This window comes from Paraburkholderia sp. A1RI_3L, assembly GCF_048957895.1.
Taxonomy (GTDB): Bacteria; Pseudomonadota; Gammaproteobacteria; order Burkholderiales; family Burkholderiaceae; genus Paraburkholderia; species Paraburkholderia kururiensis.
In genome coordinates, this window is record NZ_JARCHA010000006.1 from 98,858 (window position 1) to 118,122 (window position 19,265).

The following is a 19,265-nucleotide window of genomic DNA, read 5'->3' on the forward strand; positions in this document are numbered from 1 at the left end:
GTTCGCGTTCTGTTCGCGTTCTGTTCGCGTTCTGTTCGCGTTTTGCGCGCGTTTCGTGCGCATTGCGGCATCAGGGTTCAACCGTGCCGACGGCTCGGCCGCGCGCGCTGTGTATACTTTCGCGAGCTTTTCCGACGCCTTCTCCACTCACCTCTACCGCCCGCTACTCACGCATGAACCCGCCTACGCTCGGCGTCGCCATCATCACCCGCAATGCCGCCGCGCGGCTCGCCGAGTGCCTTGCCTCCGTGGCCTTCGCCGAAGAGATCGTCGTGGTGGACAGCGGCAGCACCGATACCACGCTCGAGATCGCCCGCGCCCACGGCGCCCGCGTCATCGAGCACCTCGACTGGCCCGGCTTCGGCCCGCAGAAGAACCGCGCGCTCGATGCGCTTGCCACGACCTGGGTGCTTTCCATCGACGCCGACGAGATCGTCTCGCCGCAACTGGCCGACTCGATACGCGCCGCAATCGCAAAGCCGCGCGCGGACGTCTACGAAATCGACCGGCTGTCGAGCTTCTGCGGCCAGTGGGTACGCCACAGCGGCTGGTATCCGGACTGGATTCCGCGCCTGTTCCGGCGCGGCGCGGCGCGCTTTTCCGGCGACCTCGTACACGAGCGGCTCGTCTTCGAAGGACCGACGCAACGGCTCGACGGCCGGCTACTGCACTACTCGTACGAAGACTTCGAGAGCGTGCTGCGCAAGCTCGACGCCTACTCCAGCGCCGGCGCTGCCCAGCGGCACGCAGCGGGGCAGCGCGGCAGCTTCGGCAAGGCGGTGGCGCGCGGCCTGTGGGCCTTCGTGCGTACCTGGATTCTGCGGCGAGGGTTCCTCGACGGCCGCGCGGGTTTCATGATCGCCGTCTTCAATGCGGAAACGGTCTACTACCGCTTCCTCAAGCTCGCCCATCTGGACGAAGCGGACCGCCGGCCCGCCCCGCAGGACGCCGGCAAGTCCGTTCAATAAACGATTTCGATCGAGCTTCCCGCGAACTCGCCGCGCAACGCCGAGAGCAGTTCGTCGGTAGGCTTCACGCGCCACGCGTCGCCTAAGCGCACTTCGCCTTCGGCGTTGTCGCTGCGATAGACGATCTGCACCGCGAGGCCGTTGGGAATCGGCGCCGGTGCTGAGCGGGAGTGGCCGCCACCGTTGCCTCCATAGCCTCCGCCGTTTGCCCCATTGCGGCCATACCCGCCGTTGCCGCCCCTGCCCGCGGGCGCCGATGCCTGCGCAGCCGCGGCCTGCGCCTCGTCGGCACGGGCGCAATGCGCCTCCAGCACGCGGCGCAGCGCAAGCGCGTCAGCGTTGCCGTTCATCTGTACCTTCACCGCCTGGGCATAGCGGCTGCGCGCGCGCTCGAGGTCCATCACCGTCTCCGCCGTGAAGCGGATGCCGCCCGTGAACGCGTCGTTGCGCGCCTGGCCCTGCACGACGAGCAGTTCGTCTTCCTTGAACAGGTGCTTGTGCGCTTCGAACTGTTCGTTGAAAACGGTCACTTCGCACTGGCCTGTGCCGTCGTCCACGAGTGCGATCAGCATCTTGCCGCGCTGCGTCATCTGCGTGCGCAGTGACGCGATCACGCCCGCAATCAGTCGGTCGCGGCCCTCCTTCAGTTCGCCGATCTTGAGCCGCACGAAGCGGCGCACCTCGTCCTTGTAGGCATCGAAGAGGTGGCCCGAGAGATAGAAGCCTAGCGCGCCCTTCTCTTCCTGAAGCTTGCGCTTTTCGGGCCACGCGGGCTCATCCACGAGTTCGTGGCCTTGCGAGGGCGCGTCGCCCATGTCGAAGAGGCCGGCCTGCAAGGCGTTCGCGGCGGCCTGCTCAGCCGCTTCCATGGCGAGCGGCACCGACGCGATGAGCTGCGCGCGATTGGCGTGCAGCGCGTCGAACGCGCCGGCGCGGATCATGGCTTCGACGGTGCGGCGGTTGACGATGCGGCGATCCACGCGCGCGCAGAAATCGAACAGGTCCGTGAAGGGACCGTCTTCGCGCGCCCGCAGAATTTCCTCGATCGCGTTCTGGCCGCTGCCCTTGATGGCGCCAAGGCCGTAGCGGATGGTCTTCGCGCGCTTGCCGTCGGGCTCGCCCACCGGCTCGAAGCGATAGGCCGAGCGGTTGACGTCGGGCGGCAGCACCGTCATGCCGTTGGCGATGCAGTCTTCGAACAGGATCTTGACCTTGTCCGTGTCGTCCATCGCGAGCGACATGTTGGCCGCCATGAATTCGGCGGGATGGTGCGCCTTCAGCCACGCGGTGTAGTACGCGAGCAGCGCGTAGGCCGCGGCGTGCGACTTGTTGAAGCCGTAGCCCGCGAACTTCTCCATCAAGTCGAAGATTTCGTCGGACTTCGCCCGCGAGAGGCCGTTCTTCGCCGCGCCCTCGGCGAAGATTTCGCGGTGCTGCGCCATCTCTTCGGGCTTCTTCTTGCCCATCGCGCGACGCAGCAGGTCGGCGCCGCCCAGCGAGTAGCCGCCGATGATCTGCGCCATCTGCATCACCTGCTCCTGATAGACCATGATCCCGTAGGTCTCTTTCAGGACGGGCTCGACGCGCGGGTCCGGGTACTCCACCATCTCGCGGCCGTGCTTGCGCGCGCAGAAGCTGGGGATCAGGTCCATCGGGCCGGGACGGTACAGCGCCACGAGCGCGATGATGTCCTCGAAGCGGTCGGGCTGGGCGTCTTTCAGCATGCCTTGCATGCCGCGGCTTTCCAGCTGGAACACGGCAACCGTGTTGGCCTTTTTGAGGATCGAGAACGACGCCGGGTCGTCGAGCGGCACCTGCGCGAGCGACCAGTTCTCCTTCGACGGATCGAGCCGGCGAATGTAGCGCTCCGCCCAGTCGAGAATGGTCAGCGTCGTGAGACCCAGAAAGTCGAACTTCACGAGGCCGACGGCTTCCACGTCGTCCTTGTCGTACTGGCTCACCACGCCGCTTTCGTCGCCCTGCGTGTAGAGCGGACAGAAGTCGGTGAGCTTGCCGGGCGCAATCAGCACGCCGCCCGCGTGCATGCCGACGTTACGCGTCAAGCCTTCCACGCGCTGCGCGAGTTCGAGCAACTGGCGTACTTCGTCTTCGTTGTCGTTGCGCTCCTGCAGCAGCGGCTCTTCCTTCATCGCGTCGGCAATCGTGACGTGCTTGCCGGGCTTGAACGGAATGAGCTTCGCCACACCGTCCGTGAAGTTGTAGCCGAGGTCGAGCACGCGGCCGATGTCGCGCACCGCCGCCTTCGCCGCCATGGTGCCGAAGGTGGCGATCTGCGAGACGGCGTCCGCGCCGTACTTTTCCTTCACGTACTGGATCACGCGGTCGCGGCCGTGCTGACAGAAGTCGATGTCGAAGTCGGGCATCGACACGCGTTCCGGGTTCAGGAAGCGTTCGAACAGCAGGTTGTAGCGCAGCGGATCGAGGTCGGTAATACCGAGCGCGTAAGCGACGAGCGAACCCGCGCCCGAGCCCCGGCCCGGCCCCACCGGCACGCCGTTGTTCTTGGCCCAGTTGATGAAGTCCGCAACGATCAGGAAGTAACCCGGAAAGCCCATCTTGATGATGGTTCCGCACTCGAAGTCGAGCCGCTGGTAGTAGCGCTCGCGTTCCTGCTCGCGCTCGGCCTCGTTTGGATAGAGCTGCACGAGGCGCTTCTCGAGCCCTTCTTTCGAGAGCTGCACGAGGTAGTCGTCGAGGGAGAGGCCGTCCGGCGTCGGAAAGAGCGGCAGCTTGGGCTTGCCGAGTTCGAGCGTGAGATTGCAGCGCTTCGCGATTTCAACGGTGTTGGCGAGCGCGGACGGAATGTCGGCGAAGAGCTTCGCCATCTCGTCCTGGGTGCGGAAGTACTGCTCGGTGGTGAAGCGTTTCGGGCGACGCGGATTGGCAAGGATATCGCCTTCCGAAATACAGACGCGCGCCTCGTGTGCCGTGAAGTCGTCGGGCGTCATGAACTGCACGGCGTGCGTGGCAACCACCGGCAGCTTCAGTTGCGCCGCGATCGTCACCACCTGTTGCACATAGGCTTCCGCGCCGGGATGGCCGCCACGTTGCAACTCGATGTAGAACCCGTTCGGAAAGACCTTGGCCCAACGCTCGGCATGGCGCTTCGCCGCTTCCTCGTTGCCGGCGGCAAGCGCAAGACCGATGTCGCCGTGCTGCGCGCCCGACAGCGCGAGCAGCCCTTCGGCAAGCTCGCCTTCGAGCCACGCCGCATCCACTTCGGCGCGGCCGCGGTACTGGTTCGTGAGCCACGCTTTCGTGAGCAGCTCGCAGAGATTCAGGTAACCGCGCCGGTCCTTCACGAGCAGCAAAAGACGCGAAGGCTTGTCGCGGTCGTCCGGATTCATGATCCAGACGTCGCAGCCAGCAATGGGTTTGACCCCTTTGCCACGGGCTTCCTTGTAGAAACGAACGAGACCGAATGCGTTGCCGAGATCGGTGAGCGCGAGTGCGCCCTGACCGTCTTTGGCCGCCGCCGCGACGATGTCGTCGAGGCGCACGATGCCGTCGGCAATCGAGAATTCCGAGTGGACGCGGAGGTGAACGAAGCGGGGATCTGACATGCGCGACATTGTACAACCGGGCGCCTGCGGCCTTCGGCTAATTTGGGACGGAGAGAGAGGCGAAAAGCTGCGTGCCGGAGGGGCCTCACGAGGTGCTCCCGGAGCATCCAGGCCGATGCAGAAGAGCCCCTTCGCAGTTGAGGGATAATAGCGGTTTGCGCCCGCGCCGCTTGCGTCCGGCGGCTGTCACGCCGTCGCGGCAACCTCGCCGCCGCACCGCTGCGCAGGCCTGTCTTATCGCAGAACGCCATGTCCATCCTGAATCTCGCTTCCTACTACTTCGTCACGCTCGACAAGACCGCCGAATGGCGCCCGCTCATGCTCGAACGCTGCAAGGCGCTCGACCTGCGCGGCACCATCCTGCTCGCGCCCGAAGGCATCAACCTGTTCGTCGCCGGCACGCCCGACAACGCCCGCGCGTTCATGGATTACCTGCGCCACGACCCGCTCTTCGAAGGCAAGTTCGCGAGCCTGCAGTTCAAGGAAAGCTTCTCGGAGGACCGGCCGTTCAACCGCATGCTCGTGCGCCTCAAGCGCGAGATCATCACGATGAAGAAGCCCGCGATCCAGCCCGAGCTGGGCCGCGCGCCCGCCGTGGACGCCCGTACGTTGAAGGCATGGCTCGACCGCGGCCACGACGACGAAGGCCGCCCGGTCGTGATGCTCGACACGCGCAACGCGTTCGAAGTGGACGTGGGCACGTTCGACGACGCGCTCGACTACCGCATCGCGAAGTTCAGCGAATTCCCCGCGGTGATCGAGGCGCATCGCGCGGACCTGGAAGGCAAGACGGTGGTGTCGTTCTGCACGGGCGGCATCCGCTGCGAGAAGGCGGCCATCCACATGAAGGAAGCGGGCATCGAGCATGTCTATCAGCTCGAAGGCGGCATCCTCAAGTACTTCGAGGAAGTGGGCGGCGCGCACTATCACGGCGCCTGCTTCGTGTTCGACCATCGCACGGCGCTCGACCCCGCGCTCAAGCCCGCCGACATCGCGCAATGCTTCGCGTGCCGCGCCGTGGTGAGCGCCGAGGACCAGCGCTCGCCGCTCTATACGCCGGGCAAGAGCTGTCCCGCATGCCATCCGGCGCGTGCCAACGGCGGCGCTCAAGCCGGGGCGCACACGGCGGCGACTGCCGGTGAGCGTTCGCAGGCTGCTTGAGCCTATCGAGCCAGCCGAGCCCGTCTAGCCGGTCGAGTCCGTTAAACCGCCAAGCCCCTTCCGCGCGTTGAGCACCCGCCCACAACCCACCACAGCGGCCCGCACCATGGCCTACCGCGGCCGCTTCGCCCCGTCGCCCACCGGACCGCTGCACTTCGGCTCCCTCGTGGCAGCACTCGCGAGCTGGGCGGATGCGCGTGCGCACGGCGGCGCCTGGCTCGTGCGCATCGAAGACGTGGACGGGCCGCGCACCGTGCCGGGCGCGGCCGATGACATCCTCGACACGCTCGCGCAATTCGGCATGCGCGCCGACGAACCGCCCGTCTGGCAAAGCCAGCGCACGGCGCGCTACCAGCAGGCGTTCGATCAGTTGCAGGCAGCCGGACTCGTCTACCCGTGCGGCTGCACGCGCAAGGAAATTGCCGACTCGCAGCTGCATGCCCACACGCGTCACACCACGCTGATCTACCCGGGCACCTGCCGCCAAGGTTTGCACGGCAAGACGCCGCGCGCGTGGCGCCTGCGTGTGCCGGACGGCGCACCCAGCGTCGCGAATGAAAAAAGCATGGCGGACGACCCCGCCGTGATCTCGTTCGTGGACCGCTGGCAAGGGCTGCAAACGCAGAATCTGGCGACGGAAGTCGGCGACTTCGTGCTGCTGCGCGCGGACGGGCAATGGGCGTATCAGCTCGCGGTGGTGGTGGACGACGCCGACGCGGGCATCACGCACATCGTGCGCGGCGCCGACCTGCTCGACTCCACCGCGCGGCAGATCTACCTGCAGCGGTGCCTGGGCGTGCCGACGCCCGCGTATCTGCACGTGCCGGTCGTCACGAACGACGAAGGCGAAAAGCTCAGCAAGCAGACCGGCGCCACCGCGCTGGACGCAAGCCGGCCGCTCGACGCGCTGCACGCGGCGGCAAACCATCTGGGACTGGATCTGGACGAGACGCGCTATGCATCGACAGCGGCGTTTCTGGCCGGCGCCACGGCAGCGTGGGCGCGGCTGATGAAGATCTCGTGACGGCTCTCGGGCCGGCCGCGTCGCATGTGGCTGGTAAACGGCGTGACGACCGGACCACACGACGAATGAAGCCGGCAAAAACCAGGGCGAGCCGACGTGATCCGGCTTTGCCCTATCTCAGAATCAGGACGAAGAACCCTTGCGCGCCATGCCGAAGCCGCCCAGCAGCGCGGCGAGCGGCTGCTTCGACGCGCTCTTCTGCGGCGCCGGGGCCGGCTTCTCTTCGGGCTGGCTCGCAGAGGCCGGCGGCTCGTAAGGCTTGAGGAAGAAGTCATCGACGGGCGCCGCCTGCCGATGGTGAGGCCGGTCGAACGACGCGGTACGTCGATGCCCCGTCCGTTCGCCGCGGCCATCGCGCTCGCGCCGGCCGCCGCGTTCCTCATGATGCGCAACCGGCACGTCCACGGTCAGACGCTGCACCTCGATGGGCCGCTTGATGAGCTTTTCGATGTCGGCCAGCTGCTTGCGCTCGTTCGGGCTGCACAGCGACAGGGCATCGCCCGACGCGCCCGCGCGGCCCGTGCGGCCGATGCGGTGTACGTAGTCTTCGGCGTTGAACGGCAGGTCAAAGTTGATTACGGCTGGCAGTTCCGCGATGTCGAGCCCCCGCGCCGCGACGTCCGTGGCCACGAGCGCTTCAATCTCGCCGCGCTTGAAGGCGTCAAGCGCCTGCATGCGCTCGCTCTGCGTGCGATCGCCGTGAATGGCCGTGGCCACCACGCCGCTGCGCTCCAACTGGCGCGCAAGGCGGCTCGCGCCGATCTTGCTGTTGCAGAACACGATCACCTGCTTGAGGCCGCGCTCGCGGATCAGCTGGACCACCGCGCCCGTCTTGTCGCCCTCGGCGACCTCGTAGACGATCTGCGTGACGTTCGTGGCCGTCGAATTGCTGCGCGCCACCTCGATGGTCTGCGGGTTGCGCAGGTAAGTGGCCGCCAACTTCTTGATTTCGGGCGAGAACGTGGCGGAGAAGAGCAGCGTCTGGCGCTCCTTCGGCAGCAGGTTCAGGATGCGCTGCAGGTCCGGCAGGAAGCCCATGTCGAGCATGCGGTCGGCTTCGTCGAGCACGAGCATCTGCACCTGGCCCAGGTTGGCGGTCTTCTGCTGCACGTGGTCGAGCAGGCGCCCGGGCGTCGCGATCAGGATTTCCACGCCGCGCCGCAGCTCGGCCGACTGCGGATTCATGTCCACGCCGCCAAACACCACGGCGCTGCGCAGCGGCGTGTGCTGGGCGTAGGCGCGCACGTTGGCGGCCACCTGGTCGGCGAGTTCGCGGGTGGGCGTGAGGATCAGCGCGCGCACCGGATGGCGCGCCGGCGACGCGCTCGTGCTGGCCGACGGCAGCAGCCGCTGGATGATGGGCAGCGAAAAGCTGGCGGTCTTGCCGGTGCCGGTCTGCGCCGCGCCCATGACGTCCCGCCCGGCGAGCACGACCGGAATCGCCTGCGCCTGGATGGGCGTGGGTGTCGTGTAGCCCTGGTCGGCAATCGCCTTGAGGATGTCGGGCGCAAGGCCGAACTGGTCGAAGGTCGAGGTGCTGGGCTGGACAGCTGTGTCGGACATGGTGGCTTTCGCTAAAAAGGCGCCCCTTTTGGGCGCGCGGCGGCCGCTCGGGCCTCGGCCGCTACGTGGCGGCATGAAGCCGCTCGAAGCATCGGAATGAAGGTGGAACCGTTCGCTGCCGCGAAATTCCCGCGCGGGCCAATCAGGCATGAATCGGATGTGAAGCGCGCATGCGTGGCCCGAAAGCTCCGGGCGGCGGCCTTTCTGCGGAGCCTGAGGCTCCGGGGCCCCAGGATCCCGGCAGGCACGCTCAAAGGCCGACATTGTAGCACCGCAGCGCGCGTGCCACCGCCTGGCCGGATGGCCAAGGGAGGCGGCTGTGGCGGCGGGCGCGGCGCCGGCCCACGATCGTCGCGCCGAGCCGTCCGCCTACGGCTCGGGGTGCCCCGTGTGCACCCGGACGGCGCCCATGCCGCAATCACCGCGCGCTTGCCACCCACTTGCCATACTCTTGCCGCCCTCTCCAGCGCTCACCGCTCTCGCCGCCCTTACCACGTCTCGCGCATCACCATCAGCCGCAGTTCGGTCATGTCTTCGATGGCATAGCGCACACCCTCTCGACCCAGCCCCGAATCTTTCACCCCGCCATACGGCATGTTGTCGACGCGAAACGACGGCACGTCGTTGATCACCACGCCGCCCACTTCGAGCGCGTCCCACGCGCGGTGAGCATGGGCGAGCGAATCGGTGAACACGCCGGCCTGCAGACCGAAATCGCTGTCGTTCACGGTATCCAGCGCCTCGCCGAAGTCCTGGAAGCGCTCCAGAATCGCGACCGGCCCGAACGCCTCCTTGCGGTAGAGGTCGCTTGCGCGCGCCACGTTCTCGAGCAGCGTCGCCTCGAACATCGCGCCGTCCACGCGCCCGCCCGCCACGATCTTCGCGCCGCCCTTCACGGCCGCGTCCATCCAGCCCGCGAGGCGCCGCGCCTCGGATTCCGAGATCATCGGCCCGACGAAGGTCTGCTCGTCCTTCGGGTCGCCCATCTTGAGCGACTTCGTCTTCGCGATCAGCTTCTCGCGCAGTGCGTCGTAAATCGCCTCGTGCGCGAGGATGCGCTGCACGCCGATGCAGCTCTGGCCGGACTGGTAGAACGCGCCGAAGGCGAGCCGCTCAACGACATAGTCGAGCTTGTCGCGCTGGTCGGCATCCACGATGGCCGCCGCGTTGCCGCCCAGCTCCAGGATCACCTTCTTCTTGCCCGCCCGGCGCTTCAGGTCCCAGCCCACCGCCGGCGAGCCCGTGAACGACAGCAGGCGGAACCGTTCGTCCGTGGTGAAGAGGTCCGCGCCGTCGCGATGCGCGGGCAGGATCGAAAACGTGCCTTTCGGCAAATCCGTTTCAGCCAGCACTTCGCCGATGATGAGCGCGCCCACCGGCGTGCGGCTCGCGGGCTTGAGCACGAACGGCACGCCCGCGGCAAGCGCGGGCGCCACCTTGTGCGCGGCGAGATTCAGCGGAAAGTTAAACGGCGAAATGAACGAGCACGGACCGATCGGCACGCGCTTCACGTAGCCGCGGTAGCCCTTCGCGCGCGGCGAGATTTCGAGGTTCACGATCTCGCCGTCGATACGCACCGACTCTTCGGCGGCCACCTTGAAGGTATCGATGAGCCGCGTCACTTCGCCGCGTGAGTCGTTGATCGGCTTGCCGGCCTCGATGCACAACGCCATCGCGAGTTCGTCGAAGCGCTCGCGAAAACGCTTCGCGCAATGTTCGAGCACCGCCTGGCGCTTGAACGGCGCATACGCGCGCAGCGCGGGCATCGCGGCGACAGCGGCGCCGATGGCCGCGTCGATCGCCTTCGCATCCGCAAGCGCGACGCGCGTGGCGACTTCGCCGCTGTATTTGTCGGTGACTTCGAGGTCGGTGTTGGCCGCCACCGCCTCGTTGGCGAGGTAATACGGATAAGTCGGTTTCAGCATGGTCGATGTCTCCTTGACGCCTGGGTTGAAGGAGCAGCGTGGGGATGCCCCCACGCCTTGATCTGCACCTAGATCTGTGCCGACAGCCGCTTGATCTCGCGGTTCAGCACGCGCTCGTTGTCCGAGTAGTCGATCGGCACGTCGATTACGTGCACGCCCGGCGCCGCAAAGCACTCGCGCACGAGCGGCGCGAGTTCGTCCGCGGATGCGATGCGATGGCCGAGCGCGCCGTAGCTCTTCGCGTACTCGACGAAATCGGGGTTGTGCAGCGTCATGCCGTAGTCGGGGAAATTCATGTTCTCCTGCTTCCAGCGGATCATCCCGAACGCGTCGTCGCGCAGGATCAGTACGACGAGGTCGAGCTTCAGCCGCACCGCCGTTTCGAGTTCCTGCGAATTCATCATGAAGCCGCCGTCGCCGCACACGGCCATCACGTTGCGTTCGGGGTGGACGATCTTCGTCGCGATGGCCGAGGGCAGCCCCGCGCCCATCGACGCGAGCGCGTTGTCGAGCAGGAGCGAATTCGGTTCGTGCGCGCGGTAGTAGCGCGCAAACCAGATCTTGTACATGCCGTTGTCGAGACAGATGATGCCGTCCACCGGCATCGTCTCGTAGACGTCGTGCACCACGCGCACCGGGTACATCGGAAAACGCTCGTCGTGCTGGCCGCGCACGAGGTGTTCCTCGAAGTGCTGCTTGATCTCGGCGAAGCGCGCGAAGTCCCAGTGCGGCTCGCCGCGTTCCAGCCGCGCCTTCAGGTTCTCCTTCATCTGCCACAGCGTGTTGGCGATGTCGCCCACCACCTCGATCTGCGGGAAATACACCGGGTCAACTTCGGCGCCGAGGAAGTTCACGTGGATCACCGTCTTCTCGCCCGCGTCCACGCTGCGCATGAAGAACGGCGGCTTCTCGATCACGTCGTGCCCGACGTTGATGATGCAGTCGGCGTGATCGATTGCGCGGTGCACGAAATCGCCGTCCGAGAGCGTGGCGTTGCCGAGCCACAGCGGATGCGATTCGTCGATCACGCCCTTGCCCATCTGCGTCGTGAAAAACGGAATGCCGATCTGGTCGACGAACTCGCGCAACTGCTTGCGCGTGGTCTTGCGGTTGCCGCCCGCGCCGATCATCAGCAGCGGATGACGCGCCTGCGCAATGGCGCTCACCGCGTGCGACACCGCTTTTTCCTCGGCAACCGGGCGGCGGCTGAAGCTCTTCGGAATGGGCTTGCCGTCGCCTTCCTCGTCGGCCACGTCTTCTGGCAGCTCGAGATGCACGGCGCCCGGACGTTCTTCCTCGGCGCGCCGGAACGCTTCGCGCACGAGCGCTGGAATATTGCCGATGGAAACGATCTGCCGCGTGTATTTGGTGAGCGGCTCCATCATGCGCACCACGTCGACGATCTGGAAATGCCCCTGCTTGCTGGTCTTGATCGGCTTCTGGCCCGTGACCATCAGCATGGGCATGCCGCCCAGCTGGGCGTACGCGGCCGCGGTCACGAAGTTCGTGGCCCCGGGGCCGAGCGTCGCGAGACACACGCCCGTGCGGCCGGTGAGGCGCCCGTAAGTGGCCGCCATAAAGCCCGCCGCCTGCTCGTGGCGCGTCACGACGAGCCTGATTTTCGAGCGGCGCAGCGATTCGAGCAGGTCGAGGTTTTCCTCGCCGGGAATGCCGAACACGTACTCGACGCCTTCTGCTTCCAGTGCCTTGACGAACAGATCCGATGCTTTCATGGGGAGTCTCGCGTCAGTGACGGCGCGTTCGCCCGCAGGAGGCAGCAGTCCACGTGCCCATGCCCGCGCCGGGAGTCCGCAACCGGACGATCGAAAAAGGAGAAAACCGTGCAGCACCGCGTGCCGATGCGGGTTGGCATCGGCACGCGGCGCGTCACAGATTACTACCGGGCGGGAAATGGTGCGCGTTGGGCGGCAAGCTTCCTGGCGGTACCGCCTGGTGGTACCTCTCGGCCGAAACCTCCAGGCCGAACCTCCAGGCCGAACCTCCAGGCCGCGCAGGTCAGCGCTGGATCGTGACGCAGTCGGCGAGTATGGGCGGCGCGTTCTCGCCCGCCGTGGCGTCGTAGAGATCGGCGCGCCGACCCTTGGTCCACCAGGTGTAGCGATCGGCCTGGTACTTCGCGCCCGAAGCGGCGAGCGTGTTGACGAACAGCATGGCGCGGCCGTTGACCGGCAAAACCGCGAAGCTTTGTCCGTTGGCCGCGCTCAGATACGAGACCTTGAAGGTGCGCCCGCTCGAGCAGGTGTAGCGGAACGTATGACGTGCCTGGGTCTGGATCTCGCCGATGTTGAGCGGCCCGGCCACGGCGTTGCCGCTCGCGGCGGCCAGCACCAGCGTGGTCGCGAGCGCTGCGGCCCGTGCTACAGATGGCTTGTGGTTCTTCTTCATGTCGTTCTCCGCCCGCTCGCGCCAATGCGGCGCCTGTCTGCCGTGGCCATCCATCGTTACGGATCGATGACGTCGGCGCATGCGTCGGTGGGCGCGGCTGCGGCATGCCCCACCACCGGTACGATTTTCAAACCCGCGGACGCGATGCGGCACGGCGCCGCCGCGAGTCCGCATCCACCCAGCCCAGCCGCAAGCCCGAAGCCGAGCGCCGCACAGGCCACAGCGCGCCCGGCGAGGCGAAGAAAACGCAGGACGCGAGGCGCGTGGGGAGCTGTTCGGCGGGTCATTTGGCGAGTTGTTTGGCGAGCTGGTTGGCTATAGCCGCCGGCGTTGCAGGATGCCTGCTTCATCGATTCCCCTCCTCGTCCCTAGCCCTGGCGGGCACGGCCGCCTTGCTGCCTCATTCGTTCGCCGCGCGCAGCCGCTTACTGACCGCTCTCTCCCGACACCGGCCGCACGCGCGCCGCAGCCTCTTTGGCGCGTTCGAGCGCCTCGCCGATATCGGCGCCCGTCGCCAGCGCCACGCCCATACGGCGTTTCACGAAGCTCTCGGGTTTGCCGAAGAGGCGCAGGTCCGTGCCCGGCACAGCAAGCGCATCGGCAACGCCCTCGAACGCAATGCCCGGCTCTTCGAGCCCGCCGTAGATCACGGCCGAGGCGCCCGGCGCGCGCAGCGCCGTATCCACGGGCAGCCCGAGAATGGCCCGCGCATGCAGCTCGAACTCCGAGAAGCGCTGCGAGGCGAGCGTCACGAGCCCCGTGTCGTGCGGACGCGGACTCACCTCGGAGAACCACACCTCGTCGCCGCGCACGAACAGCTCGACACCGAAGATGCCCCGGCCGCCGAGCGCTGTCGTCACCTTCTGCGCGATCTCGCGCGAGCGCGCCAGCGCCTTTTCGCTCATCGGCTGCGGCTGCCACGATTCCACGTAGTCGCCCGCCACCTGGACGTGACCGATCGGGTCGCAGAAATACGTGCTGACGGCTTGCGTCGCCGAGTCCACGGCGCGCACGGTCAGTTGCGTGATCTCGTACTCGAAGTCGATGAAGCCTTCGACGATCACCCGGCCCCGGTTCACGCGCCCGCCCGCCAGCGCGTACTGCCAGGCCGGTTCCACGTCGGCGTCGCTCCTCAGCACCGACTGCCCCTTGCCCGACGACGACATCACCGGCTTCACGACGCACGGGTAGCCGACCTTCGCGATGCCGGCGCGCAGTTCTTCGAGCGAGTCGGCGAAGGCGTACGGCGACGTGGGCAGGCCGAGTTCCTCGGCGGCGAGGCGGCGGATGCCCTCGCGGTTCATGGTGAGCTGGGTGGCGCGCGCGGTGGGAATGACTTCCGCGAGACCGTCGGCTTCGACGGCGGCGAGCGCATCGGTGGCAATGGCTTCGATTTCCGGCACCACGAGATGCGGCCTTTCCCGCTCGATCAGTGCGCGCAGCGCCTGCGGGTCCGTCATGTCGATCACGTGCGCGCGGTGCGCGACCTGATGCCCCGGCGCATTGGGATAACGGTCGACCGCGATCACCTCCACGCCGAGCCGCTGCAGCGCGATGATCACTTCCTTGCCGAGTTCGCCCGCGCCGAGCAGCATGACGCGCGTGGCCGTTGCCGAAAGCGGCGTGCCGATCCGTTGACCGATCTGCATGAAGTCTCCAGAGAGTGTGAAGCGGATGTGAAAGAAAGTGCCACCGATGTTAACATGCGCGCCCCGCACGAAACCCGTGCGATGGTCTGCCGCGCGGCACGGCGCTGGCCCGTCCGGCGCGGCGCCCGCGCTGCTCCGGCACGGGTGCGGCTCGCGTGCCGCGAGGCCGCCAGGGTACTCTTACACCTTCGTCCGTTCGAAGAGGAACAGCTTCATGGTCCCCATGTTCCGCGCGCGAAGCGTTGCGCGCCTGGCCGTTCAGGCCACCGTGTCGCGCAGGGCGGCGCTCGCCGCTGTCGTGTGCGTCGCGCTCGCGGCCTGCGCGTTGCCCAAACATCCCGATGCATCCGCACCCGCGCCCGATCCGTTCAACCCTGCGGCAACGCAACTGCTCGACGACACCCAGTGGGAACTCGCGAGCTGGAAGAACGCGGACGGCACGGCACGCGACATTCCGCAGGGCGAAGGCGCCAAGCCCATCACGCTCGACCTTTCGACGGCAACGGGACAGCGCCACGCAAGCGGCTTTTCCGGCTGCAACCGCTACATGGGCACCTACACGCTGAAGGACGGCAAGCTCGGCTTCGGACCGCTCGCCGGCACACGCATGGCCTGCGCAACGCCTGGCGGTCAAATCGAGGGCGAGTACCTCGCTGCCCTCTCGCACATCGACCGTTCGGGCGTACAGATGCGTGACCCGCAACAACTCATGCTCGTGCTCGACGACGGCAGCACGCTGACCTTCGCGCGACGCGCAAAGTAAGGCGCGCGGGTATTAACGGTATCAGTGATATCAGTGGTCGCGCCGCCGCGGCGCAACGCTTCGGCGATTCGCCGCGGGTTGTCTCAGAAGCGTCCGGTTTCAGCGGTTAAACTCGGCAAGTTGGTTTCCCCCTCATTCGTTGATGTCTGGCATGCACACGGTTTTCGGCTGGTTCGGCGCATCGGCCCTGTGGTTTCTCCCTCTTTTCTGGCGTCTTGCGAAATCCGTGCTGCCGGGCGGCGCCGGGCTGCGCGGACCCGGAACGATTCGACTGTGGCTCGGCTTCATGGGCGTGCTGGTTGCGAGCATGACGCTCGACGCGGCGCTTGTCGGCATCGCGGGTAGTGACGCGCTGGGCCAGGGCCTCGCCGGTGCTTTCGGAAAACTGCTGGGCCACATCGGCACGCCGGTTGCGATGGCGGTGCTGTTCCTCGCGAGCCTGCCGTGGCTGCTGGACTTTCGCTGGCGCGACGCGTTTGCCTGGGCCGACGCAGCTTTCGGACTGGGCCTCGGTGGTAGCCGGGCGCCGCGCAAACCGCGTGAGCCACGAACGCGAGAAGGCCGCGGCGCAGAGCCACGGATGCGACGCGCCGAGCCTGACGAACCGCTCACCTCGCACACCGCGCCCGCCGTCAACACGATGGCGCCGCGCAGCACCGGCCGCTACGCGCGACCCACGGTCTGGCGACCGGCCTCGACGGGACGTGCGGCGACGGCAGCCTCGACCGCGAGCGGCGCGGGGTCTGCAGGGGCGGTGACGGCCGGCGCCGTTGCCACACCGTCCGCTGTGGCGATGGAACGCGGTATTCCGACTCCCGCCCGGCAGACCGTCACGGCTGCGGGGGCAGCGGTTTCGACTGCTGCATCTGCGGCATCTGCGGCGCGGGCGGTAGGCGCGACGGCGTCTCGGGTACCGGGCGCCCCGTTGTCCGCGTCCGCTTCGCCGTCTGTTTCGTCACCCGCTTCTTCGCCCGCCTCGTCACCCGCTTTGCCGTCCGTTTCGCCGCGAATTCCGCCGCGAGTTCCGCCGTCTTCACCTGCTAGTGCCGGGCGGTTGCGCGAACAGACAGCGCCGGGTCACGTGTCCCCTGCGCGTCGCCCTGCTGTCGATCCCACCGTCGCGGAAACACGGTCCGCCACGTCGCGCGTGGGCGCAAACCCAAGTCAAAGCGCGGCGGCGAGCGGCTTCGCGAACGGCCCCGTCATGTCGACGCCGGGGTCGGCGGCGCCACGCGCGGGCAGCGCGCTGGGTGCCACGGCGGCCACATCGAAACTGCTTGCCGCACGTGGCATTCCGCCGTATGGGCCGGTGCGGCGCGAACCGACGACCGCCGCCACACCAGGACCGACCATTCAGGACGCGGAGCATCCTGGGACGCGGCCCTGGCAGTCGTCTTTGGTCGCGTCGCAAGGTGAAGCAGCGAGCACGAGCGACGTGGCGGCAACAGGCGCTGTTGCATCGGACGTGGGTCTGGACACGGCGTCTGCTTCGGCGTTGGGTTCCGCTTCGGACCCGGCGTCTCCGTCGTCCGGTGAGTCGTCAGCGCAACCCGTTTGGGTGGCTGGCGCGCACGACACCGCAATGCCCACAACTACCCACGCCAGCGCGCCTTCCACCGGCACGCCCACGCGCCCTGGCCGCACGCCCGCGCCGGCTTACTCGCGCCCCGCACGCATCGACGAAGCCGAGCGGCAGCCGCTCTCCTCCACGGTGCAGGAAACGCTGCGTAGCATCGAAGAGAACACCGCGCGATGGACTTCGCTCGCCGGCGCGAGTCTCGCGCGTCGCGGGAACGTGGAAGCGGTGAATGGCGACGGCACGGGCCACGCAACCCCGCAGCCGCAGAGCGAAGGGCAAGCGGAGCAACGTTCGCGGCTAGCAGATGTGTCGAGTGCAATGGATGCGCCGACTGCAATGGACTCGACCGATGCAGTCGCGGAGCAAGCCATTCCCTCGCCGCTTGCGCCCGCCGCATCCGGCCAACTCATGGCGACTCCCGCCGCAACGGAACGCTCGCTCACAGCCGCCGCACCGCATCCGCTCGTGACGCCGGTGCCGGCCACGCCCGCATCCGACACGACGACGAACCCGCTTGCGGTGCTCGCCAATGACGTCGCCCAATTGCCGTCGGACGAGGCCCCGCCAGCCATCGGCGTGTCGGCGAGTGCATCGGGCGGGGACGAAGCTGTCTCGGCCGCGTCGTTGCCGCTCTCCGTCTCGTCCAACGTTGTGCGCTTCCCCGGCCCCGCTATCGCTCACGGCAACGTCGCCGCGGAGCCAGCGCTCGCGCCATGGCAGGACATGCCGTCGGCACCGGTGCGTCCGGCATTCTCGTTCGCCGAGCCCGAACCGGAACGGCATCACGAAGCGGTCGGGGCGCCGGCCAGTACCGTCGCCCTGGACCTTGCGCCCCCTGCCGCTGCCCTGGCTGCGCCCGCCGCGACCGTCGTCGAAGTCACGCCGCCGGTCGGGCAGACCGCGCCGTCGCCGGGCCATCCCGCTGCGCCTGACATCACGACGCTCGCTCCGGTGACCCGCCCTGCCTTGGAAAGCGCCGCCACGCTCACCGCGTCAGGGAACACCACGGCACAAGCCGCAACCACGAGCGACCCCGCCGCCACACCGGAATCTGCCGCCTCTGCCACCTCTGCCGCCCGTTCGCCGCTGCGCGGCCACGCGCACGCCACCTTCGAATTCCGCGCGCCGTCGGCCTCGCGGGTCGAACTGCCCGGGCTCGATCTGCTCGAGCCCGCCGATGCGAGCATCGAGCCCGTATCCGACGCCCAACTCGCGCAAACCGGCCAGTTGATCGAACAGCGTCTGCAGGAATTCAAGGTGCCGGTGAGCGTGGTGGGCGCGTCGGCCGGGCCCGTCATCACGCGCTTCGAAGTGGAGCCCGCGCTAGGTGTGCGCGGCAGCCAGATCGTCGGCCTCATGAAGGATCTTTCACGCGGCCTCGGTCTCACGTCGATTCGCGTGGTGGAAACCATTCCGGGCAAGACATGCATGGGCCTGGAGTTGCCCAACGCGCGCCGCCAGATGATTCGCCTCTCCGAGATTCTCGAATCGAGCCTGTATCAGCACTCGCATTCGAAGCTCACCATCGCGATGGGCAAGGACATCACGGGACACCCCGTCGTCGCCGATCTCGCCAAGGCGCCGCACATGCTCGTGGCCGGCACGACGGGCTCGGGCAAATCGGTCGCCATCAACGCGATGATCCTCTCGCTGCTCTACAAGGCAACGCCCGAGGAAGTGCGGCTCATCATGATCGACCCCAAGATGCTGGAGCTTTCGGTCTACGAGGGCATTCCGCATCTGCTCGCGCCCGTGGTCACCGACATGAAGCTCGCGGCCAACGCGCTCAACTGGTGCGTGGGCGAGATGGAGAAGCGCTACAAGCTGATGTCGGCCGTGGGCGTGCGCAATCTCGCGGGCTTCAATCAGAAGATTCGCGACGCGGACGCGAAGGGCAAGAAGATCGGCAACCCGTTCTCGCTCACGCCCGAAGCACCCGAGCCGCTCTCGCCGCTGCCGCTCATCGTCGTGGTGATCGACGAACTCGCCGACCTCATGATGGTGGCGGGCAAGAAGATCGAAGAACTCATCGCGCGGCTCGCGCAGAAGGCACGCGCGGCGGGCATCCATCTGATTCTCGCCACGCAGCGGCCCTCGGTGGACGTCATCACGGGTCTTATCAAGGCCAACATTCCCACGCGCGTCGCGTTCCAGGTGTCGTCGAAGATCGACTCGCGCACGATTCTCGACCAGATGGGCGCCGAATCGCTGTTGGGCCAGGGCGACATGCTGTTCCTGCCGCCGGGCACCGGCTATCCGCAGCGCGTGCACGGCGCGTTCGTGGCCGACGAGGAAGTGCATTGTGTCGTCGAATACCTGAAGCAGTTCGGCGAGCCGGAGTACGAGGAAGGCATTCTCGACGGCCCGGCATCGGAAGGCGGCCAGCAGGACCTCTTCGGCGACGCGCCGGACGCCGAAGCCGACCCGCTCTACGACGAAGCGGTCGCCTTCGTGGTGCGTACGCGGCGTGCGTCGATCTCGTCGGTGCAGCGTCAGTTGCGCATCGGCTACAACCGCGCGGCACGGCTCGTCGAGCAGATGGAAACCGCCGGGCTCGTCTCGCCGATGGGGGTCAACGGCAGCCGCGAAGTGCTCGCGCCTGGGCCCGCGGAATGACGCATCATCTGAGCGAGCAGTTGGCAC

General features: G+C 67.3%; 12 protein-coding genes. 5 read left to right on the plus strand and 7 right to left on the minus strand.

Features of this window, described 5'->3' with window-relative positions; genetic code table 11:
* Positions 1-173 precede the first annotated feature (173 nt).
* Complete coding sequence (locus PXJ20_RS17830; RefSeq protein ID WP_421030579.1) at positions 174-968, plus strand: glycosyltransferase family 2 protein; 795 nt, start codon at positions 174-176, stop codon at positions 966-968.
* Here PXJ20_RS17830 and dnaE read toward each other — a convergent pair.
* Positions 962-4,561, minus strand: a complete 3,600-nt coding sequence (gene dnaE, locus PXJ20_RS17835) for a DNA polymerase III subunit alpha (protein ID WP_421030578.1) — start codon at positions 4,559-4,561, stop codon at positions 962-964. The two genes, PXJ20_RS17830 and dnaE, sit on opposite strands and share 7 nt — an antisense overlap.
* A gap of 240 nt (positions 4,562-4,801) precedes the next feature.
* Here dnaE and PXJ20_RS17840 point away from each other — a divergent pair, with 240 nt between their 5' ends.
* Complete coding sequence (locus PXJ20_RS17840) at positions 4,802-5,713, plus strand: sulfurtransferase (RefSeq protein ID WP_421030577.1); 912 nt, start codon at positions 4,802-4,804, stop codon at positions 5,711-5,713.
* A gap of 106 nt (positions 5,714-5,819) precedes the next feature.
* Entirely contained in the window at positions 5,820-6,737 is a 918-nt protein-coding gene (gluQRS, locus tag PXJ20_RS17845; protein WP_421030576.1) for a tRNA glutamyl-Q(34) synthetase GluQRS, read from the plus strand.
* Positions 6,738-6,860: 123 nt separating this feature from the next.
* On the opposite strand, the gene PXJ20_RS17850 is transcribed toward gluQRS, so the two are convergent.
* The 6 genes from PXJ20_RS17850 to purT all read right to left on the minus strand — a co-directional run bounded on the left by PXJ20_RS17850 (position 6,861) and on the right by purT (position 14,280).
* Positions 6,861-8,300, minus strand: coding sequence for a DEAD/DEAH box helicase (locus PXJ20_RS17850; protein ID WP_277597585.1), 1,440 nt, complete (start codon positions 8,298-8,300; stop codon positions 6,861-6,863).
* Between the two features lie 488 nt (positions 8,301-8,788).
* Complete coding sequence (locus PXJ20_RS17855; protein WP_421030575.1) at positions 8,789-10,225, minus strand: aldehyde dehydrogenase family protein; 1,437 nt, start codon at positions 10,223-10,225, stop codon at positions 8,789-8,791.
* Between the two features lie 68 nt (positions 10,226-10,293).
* Positions 10,294-11,958: an acetolactate synthase large subunit gene (locus PXJ20_RS17860; protein ID WP_421030574.1), complete on the minus strand. Its 1,665-nt coding sequence runs from the start codon at positions 11,956-11,958 to the stop codon at positions 10,294-10,296.
* A 283-nt stretch (positions 11,959-12,241) separates the two neighbouring features.
* A complete protein-coding gene (locus PXJ20_RS17865) occupies positions 12,242-12,631 on the minus strand; it encodes an MliC family protein (RefSeq protein WP_421030573.1) in 390 nt (129 codons plus the stop codon).
* Positions 12,632-12,687: 56 nt separating this feature from the next.
* Positions 12,688-12,918 carry a DUF6726 family protein gene (locus PXJ20_RS17870; RefSeq protein ID WP_126878474.1) on the minus strand — a complete coding sequence of 77 codons (231 nt, stop codon included), beginning with the start codon at positions 12,916-12,918 and terminating at the stop codon, positions 12,688-12,690.
* 138 nt (positions 12,919-13,056) lie between these two features.
* On the minus strand, positions 13,057-14,280 hold the full coding sequence (purT, locus tag PXJ20_RS17875) for a formate-dependent phosphoribosylglycinamide formyltransferase (RefSeq protein WP_421030572.1): 1,224 nt from the start codon (positions 14,278-14,280) through the stop codon (positions 13,057-13,059).
* Positions 14,281-14,494: 214 nt separating this feature from the next.
* On the opposite strand from purT, the gene PXJ20_RS17880 reads away from it, so the two are divergent.
* Complete coding sequence (locus PXJ20_RS17880; RefSeq protein ID WP_413213406.1) at positions 14,495-15,043, plus strand: META domain-containing protein; 549 nt, start codon at positions 14,495-14,497, stop codon at positions 15,041-15,043.
* A 151-nt stretch (positions 15,044-15,194) separates the two neighbouring features.
* Positions 15,195-19,238, plus strand: coding sequence for a DNA translocase FtsK (locus PXJ20_RS17885; RefSeq protein WP_421030571.1), 4,044 nt, complete (start codon positions 15,195-15,197; stop codon positions 19,236-19,238).
* Positions 19,239-19,265: the final 27 nt, after the last annotated feature.